Below are 16,427 nucleotides of genomic sequence, written 5' to 3'. Positions count from 1 at the left end.
CTAGAGCCTCCGTTGCGCCCCGGTGGTGCGGTAGACGTCAAACACGCCGTCTATCCGGCGGACCGCGTTGAGGATGTGGGTCAGGTACTTGGGATCCCCCATCTCAAAAGCAAACCGCGACAGTGCCACCCGGTCCGTCGAGGTATTCACGCTTGCCGCGAGAATGTTGACGTGGTTCTCGGAGAGGACCCGGGTGACGTCGGAGAGGAGGCTCTTACGATCGAGCGCTTCAACCTGGATCTCGACCAGGAACACGCTGGACTGGGTGGGAGCCCAGTCGACGTCCACAATCCGATCCGGCTGATCCCTCAGTTCCTCGACGTTGCGGCAGTCGTTCCGGTGGACTGACACCCCCGAACCGCGGGTAACGAACCCGATGATGGGATCCGGCGGAACTGGAGTACAACAGCGCGCAATTTTGACCCAGACGTCGCCAACGCCGCGCACCGTCACGCCGGAATCGGAGAACTTGGGTCGGCGCGGTGTGGTGGCGACCGCCGTCTCGGCGAGGCTATCTTCGGCACCCTCGTTCCCACCCATCAGGGCGACCAGGCGTTCGATCACGTTCTGGGCGGAGGAATGGCCGTCACCGACCGCCGCATAAAGAGCAGCGATGTCCGCGTGCCTCAACTCCTGGGCCACCGCTATCAGTGCGTCATGGGTCATCATGCGCTGAAGTGGCAGGTTCTGCTTGCGCATTGCGCGGGTGAGCAGTTCCTTACCCTTTTCAATCGCCTCTTCGCGGCGTTCCTTGGTGAACCATTGGCGGATCTTGTTGCGAGCCCGCGGGCTCTTCACGAACCCCTGCCAGTCCTGGCTCGGGCCGGCACCCTCGGCCTTGGAGGTGAAGATCTCCACCCAGTCGCCGTGGTTCAGCTCGCTGTTCAGCGGGATCAGCTTCCCGTTGACCCGGGCTCCGATCGTCCGGTGCCCCACCTCGGTGTGCACTGCATAGGCGAAGTCCACCGGAGTGGACCCGGCAGGCAACGCCATAACCTCACCCTTGGGAGTGAACACGAACACTTCGCGGGCGTTGATTTCGAAGCGCAGCGAGTCAAGGAACTCGTCCGGGTCGGCTGTCTCCTGCTGCCAGTCGACCAGACTTCGCAGCCACCCCATGTCGCTGTTGTCGGGTCCTTCTCCGGTTTTGCCGCCAGCGCCCTTGTATTTCCAGTGCGCTGCAACGCCGTATTCGGCTCTGCGGTGCATGTCGTGGGTCCGGATCTGAATCTCCACCGGACGTCCGCCGGGTCCGATCACCGTGGTGTGGAGCGACTGGTACATATTGAATTTGGGCATCGCGATGTAGTCTTTGAACCGGCCGGGCAGCGGGTTCCAGCGGGCATGCAGCTGGCCCAACGTTGCGTAGCAGTCCCTCACGCTGTCCACCAGCACCCGGATCCCCATCAGGTCATGGATGTCATCGAAGTCCTTGCCGCGGACGATCATCTTTTGGTAGATGGAGTAGTAATGCTTCGGGCGTCCGGTGATTGTCGCCTTGATCTTCACCGACCGAAGGTCTTCGCCGATCTGGGTGCGCACCACTGCCAGGTGCTTTTCCCGTTCAGGCGTACGATCCCCCACCATCCGGACGATCTCTTCGTACACCTTCGGGTGCAGCGCCGCAAAGGACAGGTCCTCGAGCTCCCACTTGATGGTGTTCATGCCGAGCCGGTGCGCAAGCGGAGCGAAGATTTCGAGTGTCTCGCGGGCTTTTCTGGCCGACGACTCGGGAGAGACAAAGCGCCAGGTCCGGGCATTATGGAGCCGGTCTGCAAGTTTGATCACCAGGACACGAATGTCCTTGGCCATGGCGACCACCATTTTGCGAACGGTCTCGGACTGGGCAGCGTCGCCGAAGGACACCTTGTCCAACTTGGTGACCCCGTCCACCAGCATTGCCACTTCGGCGCCGAAGTCACGCTTGATGTCGTCGAGGGTGCATGCGGTGTCCTCGACGGTGTCATGCAGCAGGGCGGCAGCCAGCGTGGTGCCGGTCATGCCCAGTTCGGCAAGGATCGTTGCCACCGCCACCGGGTGGGTGATGTACGGATCGCCGCTTTTTCGCTTCTGGCCCTCGTGGCTGCGCTCGGCCACCAGGTACGCCCGCTGGATCAGGTCGAGGTCTTCCTTGGGGTTGTTGGCCCGGACCGTCCTCAGCAGGGGCTCAAGCACCGGTGAATACCCGTTGGAGGCTCTGCCCGTCAGGCGAGCCAGCCGTGACCGGGTCCGGATTTTCCGATCGGGCAGCGCGCTGTGGTCGGCGCTGGCCGCCGAGGGGGCTGATCCCGATGAGGTCACTGCGACGTCGCGGCTGCGGACGGGCGGTATTGTCGCCGGGGGCACCGGAACTTGGTCAAGCTGGGCGGTCGAAGGGCGCGAAAAGGTGCCAGGGCGCTCCTCACGGTGTTCCGTGTCTGGCCGCTCTGCTGGACCACTGGCATCTGCCACGTACTACCCCGATTCCTCAGCCGTCAGACGGCTGAAAAAGAATTACACCATGCCTCTTCTCCGGCACGCATATTTAAGTTTAGTCCGACGGACCAAACCCTGCTGCACCGATCCCCGGCTGCCGCCAAACTGGGAACAAAAAAACCGTGTCCCGGCCCCCTCAGGGGACCAGGACACGGCCGTCAGGTCGCCGATTGCTCCTGCGACAGTCAGGGCGCAGGGACGGCTTCTGCTGCTTCGACCGACCGGCGATGCAGCACGCGCTTCTCCTGCCGCTTCATGCCCGGCTCGCGCATCCGCAGCCACGCGTAAACGGGTGCGGCGACGAAGAGAGTGCCGATGGTCCCGATGATAATGCCGATGAACAAGGCGAGAGACAGATCCCGGAGGGTACCCGCACCAAGGAGCATCGCACCGATGAAAAGAATCGATGCGACCGGCAACACGGCGACAACCGAGGTGTTGATGGAGCGCACCAGCGTCTGGTTGACCGCAAGGTTTACCTGCTCACCAAAGGTTCGCTTGGTAGAAACATCGAGGTCGGCGGTGTTCTCCTTGATCTTGTCGAAAACCACCACCGTGTCATACAACGCATAGCTCAACACCGTGAGGAAACCGATCATCGCCGATGGTGTCACCTCGAAGTTGCTCAGCGAGTACAGACCGGCTGTCACCGTCATGACCACGAACAATCCGCTGAGTGCGGCCACCGACATTTTCCAGGTCCGGAAATACAGGGCCATCAGCACCGCGGCCAGCAGGATGAACACGACCAAGCCAATCAAGGCCTGCCGGCTGACGTCCTCGCCCCAGGTGGGCCCGACGAAGTTGGTAGTGACTTCTTCTTCGGTAACCTCATACGCGCTGATCAGAGCGTCCCGGACGCTGAGGGTCTCATCATCGGAGAGCCGCTCAGTCTGGATACGCATCGTCTGCGGCGCGATGTTCGTGACGCTCGGTACCGCATTTGGTACCACTCCCGTAACAGCCTGCTCACCGAGGGCGATGTCAGTGTTCTCCACACTCGACACCGTAAACTCGGAGCCACCCCGGAAATCGATCCCGAGGTTGAAGCCACCCTTGACGATGGGGATGATGATCGACACGAGGACGGCCAACGCTGCAATGGTGAACCACAGCTTGCGCTTGCCGACGAACGGGTAGGACAGCTTGCCCGAGTAGAGGTCGTTGCCAAATTTGGCGAAACTATTGCCCCGCATTTAGTTTTCCTCCTGGTCTGTGCCATTGCTTCGCGCGGCCAGGGCTTTTTGTTCGGCCAGCCGACGTTCGGCGATGGTGGTGCGTCGGGCGATTTCACCTGAGACTGCCTTGTTCTTGGTGCGGGGGGCTGCCGTCTGCGGTGTTGCCGACGGCATCCGGATACGACCGGCACCACGATAGAGCGGCATAATGCCAAGCTTCTTCGGATCGACACCGGAAAACCGGTGTCCCTCGCCGAAGAACTTGGTCCTTGCCAGCAGGCGCATCACCGGATGAGTGAACAGGAAGACGACGATCAGGTCGGCCACAGCTGTCAATCCGAGGGTGAACGCGAACCCACGAACGTTGCCGACAGCGACGAAGTACAGCACGACGGCGGCCAGCAGGCTGACGGCCTTGGACGCGAGGACGGTGCTCTTGGCCCGGCGCCAGCCGTTCTCTACGGCTGAGACGAGCCCCCTGCCATCTCGGAGCTCATCGCGGATTCGTTCGAAGTAAACGATGAAGGAGTCGGCTGTCTGCCCAATTGCGACAATCAGGCCGGCCACACCTGCGAGGGAGAGCCGGTAGTTTTCGGTCCAGCCCAGGATGCAGATGGCGAGGTAGGTGAGGAAACCTGCCACCACAAGGGACGCAATCGTCACCAGTCCCAGCATCCGGTACTGGAAGATCGAGTAAACGGCGACCAAAATCAAGCCGATGATGCCTGCAATCATGCCGAGCCGGAGCTGGTCGGCTCCGAGAGTGGCCGAGATCTGCTGCTCGCTTTGGATCTCGAAGCTGATCGGCAGTGCGCCGTACTTCAGTTGTTCGGCCAACGCCCCGGCCGACTCCTCCGTGAAGCTACCGCTGATCGAGGGCCGCCCATCGGGGATGACGGCCTGGGTGGTCGGAGCCGAAATGATCGTCCCATCGAGCACGATGGCGAACTGGTTCCGTGGATCGCCCTGACCGAAGGCGAAGAGACGTTCGGTGACTTCCCGGAAGGTCTCGCTGCCCTCGGAGTTGAACTGGATGTTGACTGCCCAGGTGTTCAGTGACTGACCCTGCGCGCCGCGCTGCATGCCGAAGTCGGCGGAGTCGATGTCGGTGCCCGGCACTTCCACCGGCCCGAGAATGTATTTGCCCTGGGTGCCCGGCTCGCAAGCGACCATTGGCTCATCGGCGGGCGCTGCTTCTTCGGCGGGTTCGAGTGCCTCGGGCGATGTGCAGTCGAGGGCCTCGAACTCGGAGAACAGTTCTGCCGTGATCCAGTTGGGATCGCTGGCATTGGTGGGTTCGTCGGTAGGAGCGGGCAGTTCTTCTTCGGGGGTGGGCGTTTCCGCGGCGGGCGCCTGGCCCGGACCGCCAAAGAGTACTGGTCGGAATTCCATCTGTGCCGACGCCTGAATCAGTTCGCGGGTTTCGGCGTCGGGAATACCGGGGAGTGACACAATCACGTTGCGGCCGGACTGGGTGTTGATCTCGGCCTCTGCCACGCCACTGCCGTCGACCCGCTGCCTGATGATTTCCACAGCCTGGTCGAGCTGCTCTTCGGTAATCTCATCGCTGCCGCCCTGCACCTGGGGCGCCAGGATCATCTGGGTTCCACCCTCAAGGTCGAGTGCCAGCTTGGGGCTCCAGCTCGCGGTGCCCCAGATGGACCCGCTGCCCAGGAGAACTGCTAGTAATGCAAACATAACGCCGAGCCAAACGAGTGTCCGTTTGGCTGCCGTGCCTGGGCCGGTACGAGGCATGTGGAATTTCCTTTTATCGAGAGAGCGCGCGTCGGTGGTTCTAGGGGTGGTGGGGCATCACACTCGATGGTGCTGCCCCACCTGCGGCGCTAGATGTCCTTGTTGTCCCGCTTGTTGTCGTAGTCCAGACGGATGTCCTCGTCTGAGCGGGCGTCAAGACGCTCTGTTCCGGATTCGGGGAGCACCGTGTCATGGTTCGGCTGATCCTGGCCGTCAACAGCAGTGGTCCGGGTGTCGGTGGCCGAGTTGTCGGCGACGGGGCTGGTCAGCGAGGATGCGTCGTCGGGGACGGCCGGCGTTTCTTCGTCATCGGCGGCCGGCTCAGGCTGCACCACCTTGGTGAGGGTCTGCATGTGTACCGTGGCCCTGGCACCGGGACCAAGCTCGAGCACTGCCTTGTTGTTCTCTTCGTCGAGAGAAATCACTGTACCGAACAGGCCGAAGTTGGTCATCACTTCGGTGCCGGGAACCATCTGGGTGCGCTGCTCCTTGATGGTCTTCTGGGTCTTCTTCTGCCTCCGGAACATCATGAAGATCAATGCTCCGAGTGCCAGCGGCAAAAGCAGGCTGAAAATATCGAAGCCTTGCTCTGGGGCGGCAGTCTGGGCTAATAAGGTTGAGAACACAGAGTAGTTCCGTTTCTATATCTTGGGATCCGCACGCACCTGACGTGCCGCACGTCATATCAGTGTAAAGGGAAACGGGATTGTCCGCGTCCTTTCGGCGCCCCTATCCCTCGGTGTTGGCCCATTCCGTTACCCCACTGTTGTCTTCGGCACGGTTGCCTTCCGGGCCGTTTTCCTCGGAGAGGACGGTGAAGAGGTCCTCCGGCATGGCAGCCGCAACATTCGCCGGCATGACGAGTCCCAGGTGGTCCCAGGCCGCTCGCGTGGCGATTCGTCCCCGGGGGGTCCGCCCCAGCATCCCCTCCCGCACCAGGTATGGTTCGGCGACGGTTTCGACTGTCTCGGGTTCCTCGCCGACGGCGATCGCGAGGGTCGAAAGTCCCACCGGACCGCCGTTGAACTTGGTGATCAGGGCGGTGAGCACGGCGCGATCGAGCCGGTCGAGGCCTTTGGCGTCCACTTCATACATGTCCAGCGCCGCCCCGGCGCACCTGGCGTCGATCAGGTCGACGCCGTGCACCAACGCCCAGTCACGCACCCGGCGGAGGAGCCGGTTGGCAATCCTGGGCGTACCGCGGGACCGGCCTGCCACCTCGGAGAATGCGGCCGAGTTGACCTTCATGTCCATCAGCATTGCCGAGCGACGCAATACCAGTTCCAGTTCTTCGGTGGAGTAGAACTCGAGGTGGCCGGTGAACCCGAAGCGGTCCCGCAGGGGCCCTGGAAGTAGCCCGGCCCGGGTGGTGGCGCCGACCAGGGTGAATGGCGGCAGGTCCAACGGGATGGCTGTTGCGCCCGGCCCTTTGCCGACGATGATGTCGACCCGGAAATCTTCCATCGCCATGTACAACATTTCCTCGGCCGGCCGGGACATGCGGTGAATTTCGTCGAGGAAGAGTACCTCGCCGTCGGTCAGCGAGGAGAGAATGGCCGCGAGGTCGCCGGCGTGCTGGATGGCCGGTCCGGAGCTGATGCGCAGGGGCGCGTTCATCTCGGCGGCGATGATCATGGCCAGGGTGGTCTTGCCAAGGCCCGGCGGGCCGGAGAGCAGGACGTGGTCGGCTGTTCGGCCGCGCAGCCGCGAGGCTTCCAGGACCAGGGAGAGCTGCCGGCGGACCCGTTGCTGCCCGACAAAGTCATCGAGGTTTTTGGGGCGCAGCGCTGCTTCCACCGCCCGGTCCTCTGGATCCCCGGTGGGTGAAACAACCGGGACCTCCTCCCCCGCCGCGTCGTCGCGGGCCATCAGCTGACCCGGCTCCGCGCCGAGGCCCGGGCGCCGTCCTGGCCAAGTCTGCGCAGGGTGAGTTTCAGGATGTCACCCACGTTGCCGGACGCGGCTACCTCTGGTGCTTCGGCCGTCGCCGCGTCTATCGCGGTGGTTGCGTCCTTCTCCGACCAGCCGAGCCCCATCATTGCCGTCAGGACCTGTCCCTGCCAGGCGTTCTTCGGCGGGGCCCCGGCGGTGCCGAGCGGAACGAGTTTGTCGGCCAGTTCGAGGACAATCCGGCGGGCGCCCTTCGGGCCGATTCCCGGGACTTTACTGAAGGCCTTGTCGTCACCCGAAGAGGCAGCAACCCGGATGGCTTCCGGTGCGTGGACGGCCAGCACGGCCAGTGCCAGCCGTGGCCCGACTCCGCTGACGCCGAGCAGCGTCTCGAACACCTCGCGCTGGTCTGCCTCCTCGAACCCGAACAGTGTCATGGAGTCCTCACGGACAATCATCGCGGTGAAGACTTGCGCTTCCTGTCCGGTGCGCAGGGTGGCGAGGGTCTGCGGGGTGGCCAGGATCTGCATGCCAAACCCATTGACGTCCAGCACGGCCGAGTTGAGGCCAACGTGGCTGACGGTGCCGCGGAGGGAACTGATCATGCGCGCTACTCCAAAATTTCTATCCGAACATATCTACGAACAGCGTACTGGTTCCTGCCGGCTTTTCCGGATGCGCCACACCGTCGGGCTACCTGCGCCGTCGGGCTTTCGCCTCGGCTTCAGCCCAGATCCGCTGCGCGGCCGTGGCGTTGCCGCCGCCGGCCGACGCCCGGTTGGCGGCAACACCTTGCCGCCAGGCGTGGGTGATGGCCAGGGCCAGAGCGTCAGCGGCATCGGCTGGTTTGGGCGCCGTATCGAGCCGAAGGATTTTGGTGACCATCTTGGTGACCGCTACCTTGTCTGACTGCCCGTTACCGGTGACGGCCGCCTTCACCTCGGTGGGGGTATGAAGGGCCACCGGGATACCACGCCGGGCGGCCGCGACCATGACGACGCCGGAGGCCTGGGCTGTGCCCATGACGGTACTCACGTTCAGCTGGCTGAACACACGTTCGACGGCGAGCACGTCGGGTGCGTGGGTATCCAGCCAATCGTCGACGGCGTCGGAAATCACGAGCAGCCGACGGTCCAGTAACTGGTCGGCGGGGGTGCCGACCACTCCGACGGCGACGAGCGTTGACCGGCGGTTGGGTTCAATGTCGACAACTGCCAGCCCGCAGCGGGTCAGCCCCGGGTCCACTCCCATCACGCGCAGGGTCATGCGGCAGCCCGGCGATAATGCGACTGGGCGGGAAGGTTTGCCACTGGGTTTAGTCGTCGCCGTCCAGCTCGGCGAGCACCTCGTCGGAGAGGTCGGCGTTTGAGTAGACGTTCTGGACGTCGTCGAGGTCCTCGAGTGCGTCAACCAGGCGGATGAACTTGCGGGCGCCGTCGGCGTCGAGCTCCACCTGCATTGAGGGTACGAACTCGGCCTCGTCGGTGTCGTAGTCGATCCCGGCTTCCTCAAGACCCGCCACCACGGCGCGGAGATCCTGCGGTTCTGAGATGACCTCAAAGCGGCCGGCTGTTTCCTTGACCTCTTCGGCGCCGGCGTCCAGCACGGCGAGGAGAAGATCATCCTCGGTGAGTTCGCCGCTTGGCAGTGTAACCACGCCCTTGCGGGTGAAGAGGTAGGACACCGACCCCGGGTCGGCCATTGAGCCGCCGTTGCGGGTGACCCCTAACCGGACTTCCGAAGCGGCGCGGTTCTTGTTGTCGGTCAAACATTCGATGAGCAGGGCCGAGCCCTGCGGCCCGCGGGCCTCATACATGATGGTCTGGTATTCGACGGCGTCGCCCAGCAGACCGGCGCCGCGTTTGACGGCACGGTTGATGTTGTCGATCGGCACGGACGTCTTCTTCGCCTTCTGCACCGCCAGTTCAAGACCAGGGTTGCCGGCCATATCGGCGCCGCCCGCACGGGCGGCGACCTCAATATTCTTGATCAGTTTGGCAAAGGATTTGGCGCGCTTCGCATCAATCGCGGCCTTCTTGTGTTTGGTTGTTGCCCATTTAGAGTGCCCCGACATGATCTACCGTTCTCCTTACGATCATTTGCATAAACAATTCGTGAATCCGCCGCTCCCCGGTTACCTCGGGATGAAAGCTCGTGGCGAGTAGGTTCCCCGACCGCACCGCAACAATCCTAGCGACCCGGTTCGAATCGGGATGCTGCCCTGTGAGACCGGCTGGCTGCGCTGGTACCTGCGCGAGGACCTCGACCGAGGGACCCACCCGCTCGACCCAGGGCGCCCTGATGAATACCGCGTGGACCGGCTGGACCTTCCCGGAGCGCTCCGGAGCCAACCCCGAGAACTCGAGCTCCGTTTCGAAGGAGTCCCGTTGCCGCCCAAAAGCGTTGCGGCGCACCACGATGTCCAGCCCGCCGAGGGTTTGCTGCGGGCGGCCCTGCAGGTCGGTCGCCGGGTCGGCGATGGCATCGGCGAGCATGATCATCCCCGCGCAGGACCCGTAGACGGGCAGCCCCGCACTGATGAGCTCACGAAGTGGCTCTGCCAGGTCGAAGGCGCGGGTCAGCTTGTCGATGGCAGTCGATTCGCCGCCAGGAATGATGAGGCCGTCAAGTCCGGCCAGCTCGCCGGGCCGGCGAATAGCGCTCGCCCGTCCGCCGAGGGACTCGACGGTGCGGATATGTTCCCGCACGTCACCCTGGACGGCCAACACGCCGATATGCACGCCGGATGTGTCCGGTGCGGGGAATGTGGTCATCTGACCATTCTAGGTTGGGGTGCACGTCAGAGGATAAACCGCCGCCCTGACTGCGATAAGTTAGGTTCCATGTTTCCCTTTAGTGTGCTGGTCGGTAAGGCCGTGCGCCGCATCTCGCGGTTGCGTGGCGGAGGCTCGGCGCTGCCGGGCCTCGTGGTCGAGAAAATCGATCCGGGGTTCATGGGTCGCGCCCTGACCGGTCTGCCCCATGGGGTGGTGGTGATCAGCGGAACCAATGGGAAGACGACCACCACAAAGATGGTGGTGGAACTGCTGCAGGGCCAGGGCCTGACGGTGTTCACCAACCGGACCGGCAGCAATTTTACCCGCGGGGTTGCCGCCGCGCTGTTGGGCGACGTGAACTGGCGGGGCAGGCTCAAGGCGGACATCGCCGTGCTGGAACTGGATGAGGCGCATGCAGTCCACTTCGTGAAACTGGTACCTCCTACTCATTGCCTTCTGTTGAACGTGCTCCGCGACCAGCTCGACCGTTTTGGTGAGATTGACCAGACCACACGGTTGTTGGAACAGATCGCCGTGAAGACCACTGGCACAGTCGTCTTGAACCGTGAGGATCCCCGGGTGGCCGGAATTGCCTCGACCGTGCCGAACGCAAAGATCGCCTACTTCGGTCTCGATTCCTCGTTGCGCAACACCTTCCCCAACGACGACGAGCTGCGCGGCGACATTGGCGTCGCTCCCCCCTCAAGCCTTCCCGCTGACGTCATCCTGGAACACGTCGACGGTAACTCGGCGTCCTTCCTGGTCGACGGCGAACTGACCAGCGTGGACCTGCGGCTTCGTGGCGTCTACAACATCTTCAATGCCGCAGCCGCCCTGGCCACCGCGCGGACCGTCCTGGGTGACGCCATCAACCGGGCGGCCCTGTTCGCCTCCCTGGCCACCGTTGAGCCGGCCTTCGGGCGCGGCGAATCGCTCGTGGTGGACGGCAAGCCGTTGGAACTGGTGCTGGTGAAGAATCCCAGCGGGTTCCGGCTGGGGCTGAAATCGTTCGATGCCACCGGCTACGCCACCATGATCGCGATCAACGACAATTACGCCGACGGCCGGGACATGTCCTGGTTGTGGGACGTCGACTTTGATTCGCTTGGTCTGGCTGGAGTGGAAATGGTCAGCGGCGTCCGTGCGTATGACATGGCTTTGCGGTTGAAGTACGACGACGTCGAGGTGCGGGCTGTGGAGCCCGACACAACGGCTGCGCTCCGGGCGTTCATCAGCTCAACCTCTGACCAGCCGAAACGGATTTTCTGCACCTACACGGCCATGCTCGCGGTCCGGCGCGACCTCTCCAAGATCACGACAGTCGAGGTGGTTTCCTGATGACCAAAGGCACCCTTAACATCCTTCAGCTCTACCCGAAGGAAATGAACATCTATGGCGACTGGGGCAACGTCCTGGTCCTGAAGCAGCGGCTGACCTGGCACGGGTATACCGCGAACATCCTCGAGCACAGCGCTGGCGACGAGTTCCCCGACGACGTCGACCTGATCATCGGCGGCGGTGGACAGGACAGTGGACAACTGGTCATCCAGCAGGACCTGCAGGCCATCGCGCCGAGGCTCAGGGAGCTCGCCGAGGATGGTCTGCCCATGCTGGTGATCTGCGGGCTGTATCAACTGTTTGGAAAGTTCTTCAAGACCCACGACGGGACGATCATCCCGGGCATCGGAATCCTTGACCTCGAAACTCATGGGACCAACGAACGCCTGATCGGCAATGTGGTGGCGGACAGCGAGGAGTTCGGCGAGATCCACGGGTATGAGAACCACAGTGGCCAAACCCACCTGGGTGCTGGCGTCAGGCCGCTGGGAACTGTCACCAAGGGTGCTGGCAACAATTCGCAGGACGGGCACGAGGGTGCACGCCACCTGAACGTTGTTGCGAGCTATCTGCACGGATCCTTGCTCCCAAAGAATCCGGCGATCGCCGACTTCCTGCTGCGGAAGGCTGCCGAACGGAAGTTCGGGTCATTCGAGCCGGCTGATCTGGACGACAGTCTCGCCGATTTGGCCCGCCGGCATGCAGGGGCGCGACCCCGCTAGAGTCGCCCGCCGGGATCATCTGTCGTTGGCGAGGTCCCAGGGGTGGGCGCCGTCGGCCACCGCACCGAAGGTGTCGACAACCGCGCCGATTCGGTCGCTGACCTCAGCTTCCCGTTCCGGGGAGGTGCAGGTGCCGGGCACCTGGTTCGGCCCCAGCGCGCACCAGCGATACGGGTCGCTGACAATGATCGACGGCAGCCAGGCCAGGTCGCTAACGCTCCAGTCGCCGTCGGTTTCGGCGAATTGGGCCCTGATCATCAGCCCCTCATTATTGACGGCGTGAACGGGAGACAATTCACTGACACCGTTGCCGAGCCCGTAAACAATCCAGGTGTCGTTGTATTTTTCGATCGGCAGCACCGAGTGTGTGTGGTGACCGTAGATGAAGTCGACCTCACCGCTATCGGCCAGGGCGTGGGCTACCTCCACCTGTTGCGCGTTGGGCAGCGTCGCATACTCGTCGCCGGCGTGGATGGCGGCGATGACGACGTCGGCCCCCTCCGCCCTGGCCTGCCGGGCCTTGGCGGTCATCACGTCGGCGTCGATCAGGTCCACCTGCCAGGGCTGTTCAGGGATCAGCCCGTTGAGACCGTAGGTCGCCTGAATGACAGCCACCCGTGCCGCGGGAGTTTCGAGGATCAGGACTTCCCCGGCGGCCGCCTCATCGGCGTAGGACCCGGTGTGTTCAAGCCCAACTCCGTCCAGCACGTCGAGCGTGCGGGTCAGACCCTCAGTGCCGGCGTCGATGGTGTGGTTGCTAGCCGTAGTGCAGGCGTCGTAGCCGACCGCTTTCGCAGCCTCAAGGATCTGGGGTGGCACGTTGAACTGCGGGTAGCCGCTGAACGGCCCCTCGGGGACCGCCACCGGGGTTTCCAGATGACAGATTCCGAGGTCGGCGTAATCGAGGTATTCGCGCTGCCCGGACAGCAGCGGCTCAAAATCAAACGGTACCGCTGCGCCCCCGGAGGCGTTGCCGCCGACGGCATCAGCCGCCGCCTGGTCCCAAAGGCCAGGGTGGAGCAGCAGGTCGCCAGTGGCCGCCACGCTGAAGCACCGGTCCGCGTCGCAGGGCGGACCCTTCCCGGGAGTGCTCTCGGGGGTTGGTTCGGCGACCGGCGAAGGCGTTGCGGGGTTGCCGGACGTCGTCGGAGCGGCAGCCGTCGTCGTCGGACCCTGGCCCGCTGTACCGCCCTGCCCATCCGGGGCCTGCCCATCCGGGGTACCGCCATCCACTCCAGAGCAGCCGCTGAGGAGCCCGACGCCAAGCGCCAGTGCGGCGATCCTGCGTGGCACAGCTCTCATTTGCGACTCCTTTGACGACTATCCCCATGATAGGCGCCGCGACCCAACCCGGTGCAGGGTCGCCTCGGGTGGTTTCGGGGGCCGGGGTGCTGCGGAGCTGACCACCCATGTGTAAGGGTTAGTTGTTATGAGCAACCCCTTCCTTGCACCCAGTACCCTGCCGTATCAGCTTCCACCGTTTGGGTTGATCCAGGATGACCACTACCTGCCGGCCTTTGAGACGGGTTTCGCCGAGCATCTCGCCGAGATCGATGCGATCGTCTCCGCGCAGGAACCAGCGGACTTCGAGAACACCATCGTGGCCCTTGAGCGGGCTGGGGAAACCCTGCGCCGGGTGGCACTGGTGTTCTACAACAGCTCGTCCTCCCACTCGACTCCCGCGATTCAGGAGCTCGAAACCGAGGTGGCGCCACGTTATGCCGCTCATCAAGACAACATCTTCCTGAATCGCGGACTGTTTGAACGGGTCAGCGCAGTGTCCACTGATGGGCTGGATGCCGAGGCGGCACGCCTGGTCCAGGAATACGTGAAACGGTTTATCAGCGCAGGCGCCCAACTCGACGACGAAGCGCAGGACAGGCTCCGGGCGTTGAACACCGAACTGTCCCAACTCAGCACCGACTTCCAGCAGCGGCTGTTGAAGGACACCAACCGCTCAGCACTGCTGATTGACACGGCTGAAGAACTGGACGGCCTCTCAGCGGATGACATTGGCTCAGCTGCCGCAGCAGCCGAATCGGCCGGCCACCCGGGAAAGTACCTGCTGACCCTGATTCTGCCAACGGGCCAGCCTGCGCTCGAGACTCTCACCAACCGTGCGACGCGTCAGCGCCTGCATGAGGCGTCAGTGAACCGGGGCTTCGCAGACAACGAATACGGCACGCTAACCATCGCCGCACGAATGGCAGAGCTGCGCGCCGAACGGGCCGCGCTTTTGGGCTTCGACAGCCACGCCGCGGCTGCCACGGACGACCAGACAGCTCCGTCGCTCGACGCCATTCACCGGATGCTGGGGCAACTGGCCCCGGCGGCGGTTCGTAACGCACGGGAAGAGGTGGTGGAGCTGGAGGCCGCCGCCGGTCACCCGATCGAGGCGTGGGACTGGGCGTATTACTCCGAGAAGGTACGCGCCGCCAAGTTTGACGTGGACCTCGCTTCGCTGCGTCAGTACTTCGAGTTGGAGCGAGTCCTGCAGGACGGGATATTCTTCGCTGCCAACCGATTGTACGGACTGACCTTCACCGAGCGGGACGATCTGGAGGGTTACCACCCAGAGGTACGGGTCTGGGAAGTCAAGGACGCCGACGGCGAAGGGCTGGGCCTGTTCCTCGGCGACTATTACACCCGGGACACCAAGAATGGCGGGGCCTGGATGAACTCCTTCGTGGAGCAGTCGGCACTGAACGGCACCCATGCCGTAGTCATCAACAACCTCAACGTTCCCAAGCCGCCCGCCGGCGAGCCGACCCTGCTGACTTTCGATCAGGTGGTGACCACGTTCCACGAGTTCGGGCACGCACTGCACGGATTGTTCTCCTCGGTCACCTACCCCACGTTCTCAGGGACCAGTGTGCCGCGGGACTTCGTCGAGTATCCGTCGCAGGTTAACGAAATGTGGATTCTGTGGCCCGAGGTGGTCGCCAATTACGCCAAGCATTACCAGACCGGTGAAGCGCTGCCGGCGGAGACCGTTGATAAGCTGCTCGCCGCGCAGACCTGGGGCGAAGGCTTCGCGACCACGGAATACCTGGGCGCGGCGTTGCTCGACCTGGCGTGGCACGCGATTCCGGCGGGGACCACGGTTGCTGATCCGGTCGCCTTTGAGCGGGAAGCGCTCACCTCAGCAGGACTCGACTTTTCCCCGGTCCCGCCTCGGTACCGCACCGGCTATTTCAAGCACATCTTCGCGGGTGGGTATTCGGCTGCCTATTACGCCTACATCTGGAGCGAAGTGCTGGACGCTGACACGGTTGAATGGTTCAAATCCTCAGGCGGCATGACCCGCGAAAACGGTGACCACTTCCGGACCGAGCTGCTCTCCCGTGGCAACAGCATCGACCCGTTGCAGGCGTTCCGCAACTTCCGCGGCCGCGACGCCCTGCTTGAGCCGCTGCTGACTCGCCGAGGGCTGGTCTAAGTCACCATGGTCACCATCGCGGCGTGCCAGCGCCTGCAACGTTCCTGGTTTGCCGCGTTGTCCTCGGCGACGGGGGGACGCACCTTCACGACCCACGGGTCCGACTGGGTGTGGCTGCCAGCGCGCCGCGAACTGATCCTGCTCTTTCCGCAGGAAATCTCTCCGGCAGGGATTCGGCCCGCGTTGGCCGAGGGTGTCCGCCTGGGGGCCCACACGGTGGGCGCCTGGCTGGGCGGCGGTGTCAAGGGCGCGCCACTGACCGGGCTGGGATTCAGCCCAGGCTGGCAGCCCTGGTGGATGGCTGCGCCAGTTGAGGAGCCAGCCGGGTACGACGACGACGCCGCGGTCCTTTCCACCGAGGTCCCCGAATATGGGGGGCCACTGGCGCAAGAACTCAGGGTGGTGCGGTCCCAGCCCCGGCAGGCGTGGCACGCCGTGGCGCGGGTGGATGGCACGGTTGCCGGGGCCGGGTATTCGTTTTACCCATCGGGGGTTCCCGGGCTCCGAGGATTGGGCGGCATCTTCAACATGGAGGTGCTTCAGGAGTATCAGCGGCACGGTCTGGGCACCGCGCTGCTGAGCAGGCTCGCCAAAGCTGCTGCCGCCTCAGGCGCCGAGCATCTCGCGCTGAACGCGACCCCACAGGGTTATGAACTGTACTCACAGCGGGGTTTTGAACTGATCGGCAGAGGCCAGACCTACTGGCTGCAGCTGTAGCAACCAAAAGAGCGGACCACCAGAATGAACTGCTCCCCGATAGTTGGACTGAGAATTCAGTTCTGATTTACGGGGAGCAGTTCATGTTTGAGAGCAGTTCATTATCGGAGGACCAGCGTCAGGCCGCGGTAGCGTT

Annotated in this window: 14 protein-coding genes; 4 read left to right on the top strand and 10 right to left on the bottom strand. The window is 63.6% G+C overall.

Annotated elements, in window-relative coordinates; all coding sequences use genetic code 11:
• From ACX80Z_RS13860 to pdxT, 9 genes are all read right to left on the bottom strand, one after another.
• A complete protein-coding gene (locus tag ACX80Z_RS13860) occupies positions 1-2,346 on the bottom strand; it encodes a RelA/SpoT family protein (RefSeq protein ID WP_459316263.1) in 2,346 nt (781 codons plus the stop codon).
• A 314-nt stretch (positions 2,347-2,660) separates the two neighbouring features.
• Positions 2,661-3,671: a protein translocase subunit SecF gene (gene secF / locus ACX80Z_RS13855; RefSeq protein ID WP_019482434.1), complete on the bottom strand. Its 1,011-nt coding sequence runs from the start codon at positions 3,669-3,671 to the stop codon at positions 2,661-2,663.
• A complete protein-coding gene (gene secD, locus ACX80Z_RS13850; RefSeq protein ID WP_019482435.1) occupies positions 3,672-5,408 on the bottom strand; it encodes a protein translocase subunit SecD in 1,737 nt (578 codons plus the stop codon). It abuts the gene before it with no gap.
• 89 nt (positions 5,409-5,497) lie between these two features.
• Positions 5,498-6,034 (bottom strand): preprotein translocase subunit YajC, encoded by a 537-nt coding sequence (locus ACX80Z_RS13845; protein ID WP_024475682.1) that lies wholly within the window; start codon positions 6,032-6,034, stop codon positions 5,498-5,500.
• Between the two features lie 103 nt (positions 6,035-6,137).
• Positions 6,138-7,277 carry a Holliday junction branch migration DNA helicase RuvB gene (gene ruvB / locus ACX80Z_RS13840; protein WP_459316262.1) on the bottom strand — a complete coding sequence of 380 codons (1,140 nt, stop codon included), beginning with the start codon at positions 7,275-7,277 and terminating at the stop codon, positions 6,138-6,140.
• Positions 7,277-7,903 (bottom strand): Holliday junction branch migration protein RuvA, encoded by a 627-nt coding sequence (gene ruvA / locus ACX80Z_RS13835; RefSeq protein ID WP_024475681.1) that lies wholly within the window; start codon positions 7,901-7,903, stop codon positions 7,277-7,279. The genes ruvB and ruvA overlap by 1 nt, the downstream gene beginning before the upstream one ends.
• Positions 7,904-7,991: 88 nt before the next feature.
• Positions 7,992-8,564: a crossover junction endodeoxyribonuclease RuvC gene (gene ruvC / locus ACX80Z_RS13830; RefSeq protein ID WP_019482439.1), complete on the bottom strand. Its 573-nt coding sequence runs from the start codon at positions 8,562-8,564 to the stop codon at positions 7,992-7,994.
• Positions 8,565-8,613: 49 nt separating this feature from the next.
• A complete protein-coding gene (locus ACX80Z_RS13825) occupies positions 8,614-9,372 on the bottom strand; it encodes a YebC/PmpR family DNA-binding transcriptional regulator (RefSeq protein WP_019482440.1) in 759 nt (252 codons plus the stop codon).
• On the bottom strand, positions 9,356-10,072 hold the full coding sequence (gene pdxT, locus ACX80Z_RS13820) for a pyridoxal 5'-phosphate synthase glutaminase subunit PdxT (RefSeq protein ID WP_019482441.1): 717 nt from the start codon (positions 10,070-10,072) through the stop codon (positions 9,356-9,358). The genes ACX80Z_RS13825 and pdxT overlap by 17 nt, the downstream gene beginning before the upstream one ends.
• Positions 10,073-10,141: 69 nt before the next feature.
• Between pdxT and ACX80Z_RS13815 the strand changes: the two genes are divergently transcribed.
• Both ACX80Z_RS13815 and ACX80Z_RS13810 read left to right on the top strand, forming a co-directional pair.
• Complete coding sequence (locus ACX80Z_RS13815) at positions 10,142-11,413, top strand: MurT ligase domain-containing protein (protein ID WP_459316261.1); 1,272 nt, start codon at positions 10,142-10,144, stop codon at positions 11,411-11,413.
• Positions 11,413-12,135: a type 1 glutamine amidotransferase gene (locus tag ACX80Z_RS13810; protein ID WP_019482443.1), complete on the top strand. Its 723-nt coding sequence runs from the start codon at positions 11,413-11,415 to the stop codon at positions 12,133-12,135. Before ACX80Z_RS13815 ends, ACX80Z_RS13810 begins: the two co-directional genes overlap by 1 nt.
• Before the next feature lie 15 nt (positions 12,136-12,150).
• Here ACX80Z_RS13810 and ACX80Z_RS13805 read toward each other — a convergent pair whose 3' ends face one another.
• Complete coding sequence (locus tag ACX80Z_RS13805; RefSeq protein ID WP_459316260.1) at positions 12,151-13,437, bottom strand: CapA family protein; 1,287 nt, start codon at positions 13,435-13,437, stop codon at positions 12,151-12,153.
• A gap of 127 nt (positions 13,438-13,564) precedes the next feature.
• Here ACX80Z_RS13805 and ACX80Z_RS13800 point away from each other — a divergent pair, with 127 nt between their 5' ends.
• Together ACX80Z_RS13800 and ACX80Z_RS13795 are read left to right on the top strand one after the other, a co-directional pair.
• Positions 13,565-15,574: a M3 family metallopeptidase gene (locus ACX80Z_RS13800; RefSeq protein WP_459316259.1), complete on the top strand. Its 2,010-nt coding sequence runs from the start codon at positions 13,565-13,567 to the stop codon at positions 15,572-15,574.
• A gap of 6 nt (positions 15,575-15,580) precedes the next feature.
• Complete coding sequence (locus tag ACX80Z_RS13795) at positions 15,581-16,291, top strand: GNAT family N-acetyltransferase (RefSeq protein ID WP_116778095.1); 711 nt, start codon at positions 15,581-15,583, stop codon at positions 16,289-16,291.
• Positions 16,292-16,427: the final 136 nt, after the last annotated feature.

Source organism: Arthrobacter sp. TMT4-20, from assembly GCF_054510775.1.
The sequence above is the reverse complement of the archived record's forward strand: the minus strand, read 5'-3'. Positions and strand labels throughout refer to the sequence as shown.

Coding starts and splice junctions, on each gene's coding strand:
- secF (WP_019482434.1), bottom strand. CDS start 3,671: ATGCGGGGCAATAGTTTCGCCAAATTTGGCAACGACCTCTACTCGGGC.
- secD (WP_019482435.1), bottom strand. CDS start 5,408: ATGCCTCGTACCGGCCCAGGCACGGCAGCCAAACGGACACTCGTTTGG.
- ruvB (WP_459316262.1), bottom strand. CDS start 7,277: ATGGCCCGCGACGACGCGGCGGGGGAGGAGGTCCCGGTTGTTTCACCC.
- ruvA (WP_024475681.1), bottom strand. CDS start 7,903: ATGATCAGTTCCCTCCGCGGCACCGTCAGCCACGTTGGCCTCAACTCG.
- ruvC (WP_019482439.1), bottom strand. CDS start 8,564: ATGACCCTGCGCGTGATGGGAGTGGACCCGGGGCTGACCCGCTGCGGG.
- ACX80Z_RS13825 (WP_019482440.1), bottom strand. CDS start 9,372: ATGTCGGGGCACTCTAAATGGGCAACAACCAAACACAAGAAGGCCGCG.
- pdxT (WP_019482441.1), bottom strand. CDS start 10,072: ATGACCACATTCCCCGCACCGGACACATCCGGCGTGCATATCGGCGTG.
- ACX80Z_RS13815 (WP_459316261.1), top strand. CDS start 10,142: ATGTTTCCCTTTAGTGTGCTGGTCGGTAAGGCCGTGCGCCGCATCTCG.
- ACX80Z_RS13810 (WP_019482443.1), top strand. CDS start 11,413: ATGACCAAAGGCACCCTTAACATCCTTCAGCTCTACCCGAAGGAAATG.
- ACX80Z_RS13805 (WP_459316260.1), bottom strand. CDS start 13,437: ATGAGAGCTGTGCCACGCAGGATCGCCGCACTGGCGCTTGGCGTCGGG.
- ACX80Z_RS13800 (WP_459316259.1), top strand. CDS start 13,565: ATGAGCAACCCCTTCCTTGCACCCAGTACCCTGCCGTATCAGCTTCCA.
- ACX80Z_RS13795 (WP_116778095.1), top strand. CDS start 15,581: ATGGTCACCATCGCGGCGTGCCAGCGCCTGCAACGTTCCTGGTTTGCC.